The sequence below is a fragment of the Variovorax sp. Soil_C_26 genome (assembly GCF_057657075.1).
Map to the genome: position 1 here is coordinate 163,785 of NZ_JBDGJC010000009.1, position 9,052 is coordinate 172,836.

The window sequence follows — 9,052 nt, forward strand, 5'->3', positions numbered from 1 at the left end:
GCGGTGCGCGCCCTGTTTTTACTGGTTCGTGATCTTGTTGTCGCGAATGACCTTGCCCCAGCGCTCGAAGTCCTGGCGCATGCGCTCGCCGGTCTTTGCGGGCGTGCCGTAGGCCGCGAACGAGCCCACGCCCTGCAGCTTGTCCTGCACCTCCTTGTCGGCCAGCGCGGTCTTGAGCTCGGCGCTCATGCGCTCGACCACGTCCTTCGGCGTGCCGGCCGGCGCGAGCAGGCCGCCCCACGAGGTGGCGTCGAAGCCTGCAAAGCCCTGCTCGGCCACCGTCTTCACGTCGGGCAGCAGGCTCACGCGCTTGCCCGAGCCGACCGCGATGGCGCGCAGCGTGCCCGCGCGGATGTGCGAAATCACCGCCACCAGGTCCGAGAACATCGCGGGCACCTGGCCGCCGATCAGATCGGTCACCGCGGGCGCGCTGCCGCGGTAGGGCACGTGCTGCATCTCGAACTTGCCGATGTTCTTGAGCTGCTCGGTCGTCAGGTGGCCGAAGCTGCCCGCGCCCGCCGTCGTGTAGTTGAGCTTGCCGCCTTCGGCCTTGGCCTTGGCGATCAGGCCCTGCAGGTCCGTGACCTCAGGCAGCGACTTCGGGTTGACCACCATCACGATCGGCAGGTCGTACACCGTGCCCACGGGCGTGAAGCTCTTGAAGATGTCGTAGGGCGTCTTGCCGTACAGGTGGTCGGCCAAAAGCGTCGGCGTGGCCAGCATCACGAAGGTGTAGCCGTCGGGCGCGGCCTTGGCCGCCACGGCCGCGCCGATGGTGCCCGAGGCGCCGCTGCGGTTGTCGATCAGGATGTTCTGCTTCAGGCTCTGCGACATCTTCTGCGCCACGATGCGCGTCGCGACGTCGGTCGGGCCGCCCGGCGGGAACGGCACGACGATGGTGATGGGCTTGGTCGGCCAGGCCTGCTGGGCGAAGGCGGTGCCGGCCACGAGCGGGAGGGCGGCCAGTGCGAGCAGCGCGCGGCGCGAGGGGTTGCGAAGGGAAGCGAAAGAGGAGAAAGCCATGGGGTTCTGTTTCAGGGGATCAGGATGTACGGAAAGGCGTCGTTCGCGAGCTTCTCAGACGACGCCGCTGGATTTCAGCGCGGCGAGTCGTTCTTCCGACAGGCCGAGCAGGGACGTGAGCACGTCGCGCGTGCCTTCGCCCAGGGTGGGCGGCGCGCTGCGCACCGGCAGGCGCTCGCCATCGAAACGGTAGGGCGGCGCAAGCACGTCGACTGTGCCGGCCACCGGGTGCGGCTGCTGGGTGACCAGCCCGGCCTCGGTCGCGCGCTTGCTGCGCAGCGCCTCGTGCAGGCCCAGCACCTCGCCGCAGGGAATGCCCGCCGCCGTGAGCTTCTCGAGCAGCAGCGCGCGCGGGCGCTTAGCCAGCTCGGCGTGCAGTTCGGGCAGCAGCACCGCGCGGTTTGCCGAGCGCAGGATGTTGGTCTTGAAGCGCTCGTCGGCCGCGAGGTCGGGCCGCTCGATCACCTCGGTGCAGAAGCGCGCGAACTGCGCGTTGTTGCCCACGGTGATCACCACCGGGCCGTCGGCCGCGTCGAACACGCCGTAGGGCACGATCGACGGATGCGAGTTGCCGAAGCGCGGCGGGTCCTCGCCCATCAGGAGCGCCTCGAGGCCGTAGTAGGCCGTGATCATCAGCCCGCAGTCGAACAGCGCCATCTCGACGTGGCGGCCGCGGCCCGTCTTCTCGCGCTGGTAGAGCGCCGCGAGCACGGCCTGCGCCGAGTACATGCCGGTGAACAGGTCCACCGCGGCCACGCCGAACTTCAGCGGCGGCTGGTTCGCCTCGCCGTTGATCGCCATCAGGCCGGCCTCGCCCTGCACCACGAGGTCGTAGCCCGGGCGTGCCGCCTCGGGGCCGGTGCGGTCGTAGCCCGAGATCGAGCAGTAGATGAGGCGCGGGTCCTCCTGGCTGAGCTGCGCGTAGCCGAGGCCGAGCTTGTCGATGCCGCCGTACTTGAAGTTCTGCAGCACCACGTCGCATTGCTTTGCGAGGTCGCGCGCGATCTGCTGCCCCTCGGGCGTCTGCAGGTCGAGCGTGACCGAGCGCTTGTTGCGGTTCACGCTGTTGAAGTAGGCCGTCTCGGTGTCGCCGACGCGCAGGCCCCAGTCGCGCGTGTCGTCGCCGCGGCCCGGGTGCTCGACCTTGATGACCTCGGCGCCCATGTCGGCCAGCACCATGCCGCACCAGGGGCCGGCCAGGATGCGTGACAGATCGAGCACGCGCACGCCGGCCAGCGGCAGGGATGAATTCAGTGAAGCCATGGCAGAGAAGATGTCTTTCGGAAAACAGGAAAGCCCCGCACGGCGTGCGAGGCAGGCATGAGGAACGGTGGGAGTCTTGGCGTCAGCTGGCGTTCCCGCCGCCGCGGCGCAGCGCCACGAAATCGGCCTTTCGCTTGCCCAGGAAGGCACCGATGCCTTCGGCCGCTTCGGCATCGCCCTGCGACTCGACCATGAACACCGCCTCGGCATCGAGCTGTTCCTCGAGCGTGGCATGGTGCGCCTGGCGGCACAGCGCCTTGATGCGCGTGGTGGCCCGCTGCGGACCGGTGGCGATGCGCGCCGCCAGCGCGACGGCCTCGGCCAGCGCCGCGCCCTTGTCGGTCAGCCGGTTGACCGCGCCGAGCTCGTTCAGGCGCTCGGCCGTCATGCGGTCGCCGGTCAGGCACAGCTCGGTCAGCACCTGGCGCGAGACGAACTCGGCCAGGAACGCCGTGGCGCCGCCGTCGGGCGTGAGGCCGACCTTGACATAGGCCACGGTGAAGAAGGCATCGCGCGCCGACACCAGCATGTCGCAGGCCAGCGCCATCGACAGCCCCGCGCCCGCGGCACCGCCTTCGACGGCCGCGATCACCGGCTTCTTGCAGTCGCGCAGCGCACGGATCAGGTTGTTGAGGCCTTCGAGAATCTTGCGCCGCTCGGCGACCGGCAGTTCGCGCCGCGTGGCGAGCAGGTTCAGGTCGCCGCCCGAGCAGAAGAAATCGCCCGCGCCGGTGAACACCACCGCGCCCACTTCGGGGTCGCGCTCGGCGTCGGTCAGCGCGGCCGACAGCTCGGCATACAGCGTCGGCGTGATCGCGTTGCGCGCGCCGGGGTTGCTGTTGGTCAGGATGCGCACGGCGCCTTCCTGCGAGACGAGGACGGTCTTGGGGGGGGTCATGCCGGTTCCTTTGCGAGTGCGATGTAGCGCTGCAGGTGGTGGTCTTCGTCGCCGAGCTGGTGATCGATCATCACGAGGCGCTTGGCGTAGTGCGGCAGCGGCAGCTCCCAGGTCATGCCGATGCCGCCGTGCATCTGGATGCTCTCTTCGGCCACGAGCGCGCCGATGCGGCCGATGCTGAACTTGGCGGCCGACAGTGCGCGCTCGCGCGCCAGGCGGTCGCTGCCGTCGATGGCGGCGGCGGCATTGATGACCGCCGAGCGCGCCTGCTCGATCTCGAGCAGCAGGTCGGCCATGCGGTGCTGCAGGGCCTGGAAGCTGCCGATCAGCAGGCCGAACTGCTTGCGCGTGCGCAGGTACTCGAGCGTGGCCGTCTTGGCCGCTTCCATCGCGCCCAGCGCTTCGGCGCACAGCGCAAGCACGCCGCGGCCGATCGCGCGTTCGAGCACCGCATGGCCCTGGCCTTCGCTGCCGAGCAGCGCATCGGCGCCGAGCTTCACGCCGTCGAGCGTGATCTCCGCGACCCGGCCGCCGTCGATCGCGGGGCAGCCGCGCACCGCGACACCGGCGGTCTTCGCAGGCACGAGGAACAGCGAGATGCCGGCCGCGTCGTCGACATTGCCCGCGGTGCGCGCCGAAACCAGCAGCAGGTCGGCCTGCTCGCCCTGCGGCACCACGGCCTTGGCGCCGTGGAGCACCCAGCCGTCGCCGCTCTTTACGGCGCGGGTCGCGACACGCGTGCGTTCGTGGTGCGTGTCGGCCTCGTCGTGCGCAAAGGCCGCGACGAGGGCGCCGTTGATGATGTCGCCGAGCTTCTCCTTCTGCGTGCCGCTGCCGGCGGCGCTGATCGCCTCGCCGACCATCAGCGCGCCGAGCAGCGGCTCGACCACGAGGCCGCGGCCGAGCGCCTCGAAGACCACGGCGATGTCGAAGCCGCTGCCGCCGAAACCGCCATCGGCCTCGCTGAACAGCGCGCCGATCACGCCGAGTTCGGCGAACTGCTGGAAGATCTCCTTGCTGAACCCGTGCTCGGATTGCGCGATGCGGTCGCGCGCATCGAAGGCGTACTGCTCGGCGATGAAGCGGTTCAGGCTGTCGGCGAGCATGCGCCGGTCTTCGGTGTGTTCGAAGTTCATGCCGTTCCTTTAAAGACCGAGGATCATCTTCGAGATGATGTTCTTCTGGATTTCGTTCGAGCCGCCGAAGATCGACAGCTTGCGGTTGTTGAAGTAGCGCGAGGCGGCGGCCGATGCGTAGTCGGGGCCGAAGGCCTCGCCGTCATGGCCGTCCTTCAGTGCCTCGGCCACGAAGGGCCGGCCGTACACGCCCATCGCGCGGCGCGCGAGCGACGAGATCTCCTGGCGGATCTCGGTGCCGCGGATCTTCAGCATCGAGCTCTCGGCGCCCGGCACGCCGCCGCCGGCCACCGCCGCGATCACGCGCAGGTTGGTGGTCTTCATGTTCTCGAGGTCGATCTCCACGCGCGCCAGGCGCGCCGCGAAGGCCGGGTCGTCGGCCAGCGGCTTGCCGTTCTTGGTGCGCGCCGCCGCGATGCCCTTGAGCTGTTCGAGCGCGGCCACCGAGAAGCCCACGCCCGCGATGTTGGTGCGCTCGTAGGTCAGTAGGTACTTGGCGCAGGTCCAGCCCTTGTTCTCTTCGCCGACGAGGTTCTCGGCCGGCACGCGCACGTCGGAGAAGAACACCTCGTTCACTTCATGCTCGCCGTCGAGCGTGATGATCGGGCGCACTTCCACGCCGGGCGAGGCCATGTCGATCAGCAGGAAGCTGATGCCTTCCTGCTTCTTCGCCTCGCGGTTCGTGCGCACCAGGCAGAAGATCATGTTGGCGTGCTGGCCCAGCGTGGTCCAGGTCTTCTGGCCGTTGACGATGAAGTGGTCGCCCTGGGCGTCGATGCCGCGCACGGCCGAGGTCTTGACCGCGGCGAGGTCGGAGCCCGCGCCGGGTTCCGAATAGCCCTGGCACCACCAGTCGTCGCCGTTCAGGATGCGCGGCAGCCAATGGCGCTTCTGCGCCTCGTTGCCGTACTTGATGAGCACCGGGCCCAGCATGTTCACGCCGAAGGGCACGATGCGCGGCGCGAAGGCGAGCGCGCATTCGTTCTCGAAGATGAATTTCTCGATCGCGCTCCAGCCCGGGCCGCCGTACTGCTCGGGCCAGTGGTTGGCAAGCCAGCCGCGCGCATTGAGGATGGCGTGCCACTCGGCCATGTCGGCCTTCTCGAGGATCTTGCCGCTCTTCACCTTGTCGGAAAGGCGCGCGGGCAGCTTGTCGGCGAGGAAGGCGCGCACTTCGGCGCGGAAGGCTTCTTCTTCGGGGGTGAAGTTCAGGTCCATGAATTCTCGGTCTCAGTAAATCTCGAAGAGGCCCGCCGCGCCCATGCCACCCGCGATGCACATCGTGACCACGGCGTACTTCGCGCCGCGGCGCTTGCCTTCGATCAGCACATGGCCCGTGAGGCGCGCGCCGGTCATGCCGAAGGGGTGGCCGATCGAGATCGCACCGCCGTTCACGTTCAGCCGCTCCGAGGGGATGTCGAGCTTGTCCTGGCAGTAGATCGACTGCGAGGCGAAGGCTTCGTTGAGCTCCCAGAGGTCGATGTCCTCGACCTTGAGGCCGTGGCGCGCGAGCAGCTTGGGCACCGCGAACACCGGGCCGATGCCCATCTGGTCGGGCTCGCAGCCCGCCACTGCGAGGCCGCGGAAGACGCCCAGCGGCTGGAGGTTGGCGCGCTCCGCGTCCTTGGCTTCCATCAGCACGCAGGCCGAGGCGCCGTCGGACAGCTGCGAGGCGTTGCCCGCGGTGATGAACTTGTCGTCGCCCATCACGGGCTTGAGCTTGGCGAGCGCCTCGTAGGTGGTGCCGCGGCGGTTGCAGTTGTCTTCGGTGGCGGTGACTTCGCGGTAGCTGACTTCCTTCGTTTCCTTGTCGGTCACCGCCATGGTGGTGGTGCAGGCCACGATCTCGTCCTTGTAGCGCCCGGCGAGCTGCGCCTCTTCGGTGCGGCGCTGGCTCTCGGCCGAGAAGCGGTCCTGCGCCTCGCGGCTGATGTCGTAGCGCTGGGCCACGATGTCGGCGGTCTCGATCATCGCCATGTAGAGCGCGGGCTTGTGCTCGACGATCCACGGGTCCATGCCGTTGTCGCCCGCATCGGTGGCGCTGCGGCCGCGGATCTGCGAGATGCTTTCGACGCCGCCCGCGATCATGGCCGGCGCGCCGTCCACCACGATGCGGCCCGCCGCCATCGCGATGGCCTGCAGGCCCGAAGCGCAGAAGCGGTTGACGGTGGTGCCGGCGATCGAGATCGGCAGGCCCGCGCGAATGATGGCCTGGCGCGCGATGTTGCGCCCGGTCGTGCCCTCGGGGTAGCCGCAGCCGAGGATCGCGTCCTCGATCAGCGCCGGATCGAGGCCCGAGCGCTCGACCGCGGCCTTCACCGCGAAGGCCGCGAGCGTCGGGCCCGGGGTGATGTTGAACTCGCCGCGGTGCGCCTTGGTGAGCGGGGTGCGGGCGGTGGAAACGATGACGGCTTCGCGCATGGCGTTGTCCTTAGTTGGATTGATTCAGACTCGAAAAATCGGCGCCGCGCTCGACCAGGTCGACCAAAAGCGGCGAGGGCTGCCAGAACAGCGGGTCTTCCTTGGCGAACTCGCGGATGTCGGCCAGCACCTTCGCCAGGCCCACCGTGTCGGCGTATTTCATCGGGCCGCCGCGATGGCGCGGGAAGCCGTAGCCGTAGAGGAAGGTCACGTCCACGTCGAGCGGACGCAGCGCAATGCCCTGGTGCACCACGTTCGCGCCCTCGTTGACCATCGCGGCCATGTAGCGGCGCATGATTTCGTCCTCGGTGAAGGCGCGCGGCGTGACGCCCGCACGCTGGCGCTCGGCGTCGATGATGGCCAGCACTTCGGGGTCGGGCTGGCCGGTGCGTGCGCCCTCGGGGTAGAGGTAGTAGCCGCGCTGCGTCTTCTGGCCGAACCAGCCGCGCTCGCAGATGCGGTCGGCGATCTGCACGTAGCGCGCCTTCGGGTCGCGCGTGGCGGCCTTGCGCTTGCGCGTGGCCCAGCCGATGTCGCCGCCCGCCAGGTCCGACACCTGGAACGGCCCCATCGGGTAGCCGAAATTGCGCACCGCCTCGTCGATCTGGTAGGGCGAGGCACCGTCTTCCATCATGTGGTCGGCCGCCTGGCGGTACACCGCGAGGATGCGGTTGCCGATGAAGCCGTCGCACACGCCCGCGCGCACCGGCACCTTCTTGAGCTTCTTGGCGAGCTCGAAGCCCGTCGCGACCACGTCGGCGCTGACCTTGGCGGGCACCACGATCTCGAGCAGCTTCATGATGTTGGCCGGCGAGAAGAAGTGCAGGCCCACCACGTCCTGCGGCCGCGAGATGCTGGCCGCGATCTCGTCGATGTCGAGGTACGAGGTGTTGGTGGCGAGCACCGCGCCGGGCTTGCAGACGCGGTCGAGCTCGGCGAACACGGCCTTCTTCACGGCCATGTCCTCGAACACGGCCTCGACCACGATGTCGACCTGGGCGAGCGCGTCGTAGCTGGTGGAACCGTTGAAGCGTGCCATGACGGCGACCTTGGCTGCGTCGGTCATGCGGCCCTTCTTGACCAGGCCGTCGTAGACCTTCTCGACATTGGCGCGGCCGCGCGCGAGCTGCGTGTCGTCGCGCTCGATCATGGTCACCGGCAGGCCGGCGTCGAGCATGGCCACCGCGATGCCTGCGCCCATGGTGCCGCCGCCAACGATGCCGGCCGCGTCGAGCGCGCGCGGCTTGGCAGCCTTGGTCTCCGGCGCCTTGAGCACTTCGCGTTCGGCGAAGAACGCATGGATCAGCCCGGCGCGCTGCGGGCTGTCGATGCACTGCATGAACAGCTTGCGCTCGAGCGCCATGCCTTCGTCGAAGGGCTGCGTGAGCGCGGCCTCGACGGCTTCGATGATCTTCATCGGCGAGAACAGGCCGCGGCTCTTCTTGGCGGTGTCGGCGCGCGCGGCGTCGAGCGCGGCGCGGCTGGCGTCCTTGTCGGCCAGGCCGGCGGCCTCGCGCGTGCGGCGCACCGGCGCGTTCGCGGCGGCCAGTTCCTTCGCATAGGCCAAGCCCTCGGCGCGCGCATCGGCGTCGTTGCCGAGCTTGTCGACCAGGCCGAGCGACAGCGCTTCCTTCGCGCCCGCATGGCGGCCGCTGAGCATCAGGTCGAGCGCGGGCTTCACGCCGATGAGGCGCGGCGCGCGCTGCGTGCCACCCGAGCCCGGCAGCAGGCCGAGCGCCACTTCGGGCAGGCCCAGCTTGGCGCTGGGCGAGGCGATGCGGTAGTGCGCCGCCAGCGCCACTTCGAGCCCGCCGCCGAGCGCGGCGCCGTGGATGGCGGCCACCACCGGCTTGCTGCAGTTCTCGATCGCCAGGCACACCTCGGGCAGCGAGGGCGGCTGCGGCGTCTTGCCGAATTCGCGGATGTCGGCGCCCGCGATGAAGTTGCGGCCCGCGCCCACGAGCAGCACGGCCTTGGCGGCGCTGTCGGCCTCGGCCGCCGCGATCGCGGCCACCAGACCACGGCGTACGTCCACGCCGAGCGCATTGACGGGCGGGTTGTCGATGGTCACGACGAACACGTCGCCCTCGCATGCGAAGGTGACGGGACCGAAAGGCGTGGAGGGGCTGGAGGGGGTTTGATTGGCCATTTGCTTTGTCTCTCGCGTGGCGGGCCCGCAGTGCGAAGCCCGAGGCTCTAGGAGGCTGCCGGGCTTGGGCATGGCCCCGCGTTGCGCGAGACAGGGCGCAGGCAAGGCGCCAAGCGCAAGCTGGACTGATGTCCAGCGAGCATTGGCAACGCCGCATGCGCC

At 69.3% G+C, this 9,052-nt stretch carries 7 protein-coding genes; all 7 read right to left on the reverse strand.

The genetic code is table 11. The features are described from left to right. Positions 1-18: 18 nt before the first annotated feature. Positions 19-1,023 carry a Bug family tripartite tricarboxylate transporter substrate binding protein gene (locus AC3A6G_RS22910; protein ID WP_487861764.1) on the reverse strand — a complete coding sequence of 335 codons (1,005 nt, stop codon included), beginning with the start codon at positions 1,021-1,023 and terminating at the stop codon, positions 19-21. Between the two features lie 54 nt (positions 1,024-1,077). Further along, positions 1,078-2,286: a CaiB/BaiF CoA transferase family protein gene (locus AC3A6G_RS22915; RefSeq protein ID WP_487861763.1), complete on the reverse strand. Its 1,209-nt coding sequence runs from the start codon at positions 2,284-2,286 to the stop codon at positions 1,078-1,080. An 82-nt stretch (positions 2,287-2,368) separates the two neighbouring features. Then, positions 2,369-3,184, reverse strand: coding sequence for an oxepin-CoA hydrolase, alternative type (locus AC3A6G_RS22920; protein WP_487861762.1), 816 nt, complete (start codon positions 3,182-3,184; stop codon positions 2,369-2,371). Further along, on the reverse strand, positions 3,181-4,320 hold the full coding sequence (locus AC3A6G_RS22925) for an acyl-CoA dehydrogenase family protein (RefSeq protein WP_487874645.1): 1,140 nt from the start codon (positions 4,318-4,320) through the stop codon (positions 3,181-3,183). Before AC3A6G_RS22925 ends, AC3A6G_RS22920 begins: the two co-directional genes overlap by 4 nt. A gap of 9 nt (positions 4,321-4,329) precedes the next feature. Next, positions 4,330-5,538, reverse strand: a complete 1,209-nt coding sequence (locus tag AC3A6G_RS22930; protein ID WP_487874646.1) for an acyl-CoA dehydrogenase family protein — start codon at positions 5,536-5,538, stop codon at positions 4,330-4,332. A gap of 12 nt (positions 5,539-5,550) precedes the next feature. After that, complete coding sequence (locus AC3A6G_RS22935; RefSeq protein WP_487874647.1) at positions 5,551-6,741, reverse strand: acetyl-CoA C-acyltransferase; 1,191 nt, start codon at positions 6,739-6,741, stop codon at positions 5,551-5,553. 10 nt (positions 6,742-6,751) lie between these two features. Further along, positions 6,752-8,890: a 3-hydroxyacyl-CoA dehydrogenase NAD-binding domain-containing protein gene (locus tag AC3A6G_RS22940; protein WP_487874648.1), complete on the reverse strand. Its 2,139-nt coding sequence runs from the start codon at positions 8,888-8,890 to the stop codon at positions 6,752-6,754. Between the last annotated feature and the right edge of the window lie 162 nt (positions 8,891-9,052).

Bases quoted from the DNA above. Each gene is read 5' to 3' on its own strand.
- AC3A6G_RS22920 (WP_487861762.1), bottom strand. From the start codon at position 3,184: ATGACCCCCCCCAAGACCGTCCTCGTCTCGCAGGAAGGCGCCGTGCGC.
- AC3A6G_RS22940 (WP_487874648.1), bottom strand. From the start codon at position 8,890: ATGGCCAATCAAACCCCCTCCAGCCCCTCCACGCCTTTCGGTCCCGTC.
- AC3A6G_RS22930 (WP_487874646.1), bottom strand. From the start codon at position 5,538: ATGGACCTGAACTTCACCCCCGAAGAAGAAGCCTTCCGCGCCGAAGTG.
- AC3A6G_RS22935 (WP_487874647.1), bottom strand. From the start codon at position 6,741: ATGCGCGAAGCCGTCATCGTTTCCACCGCCCGCACCCCGCTCACCAAG.
- AC3A6G_RS22910 (WP_487861764.1), bottom strand. From the start codon at position 1,023: ATGGCTTTCTCCTCTTTCGCTTCCCTTCGCAACCCCTCGCGCCGCGCG.
- AC3A6G_RS22925 (WP_487874645.1), bottom strand. From the start codon at position 4,320: ATGAACTTCGAACACACCGAAGACCGGCGCATGCTCGCCGACAGCCTG.
- AC3A6G_RS22915 (WP_487861763.1), bottom strand. From the start codon at position 2,286: ATGGCTTCACTGAATTCATCCCTGCCGCTGGCCGGCGTGCGCGTGCTC.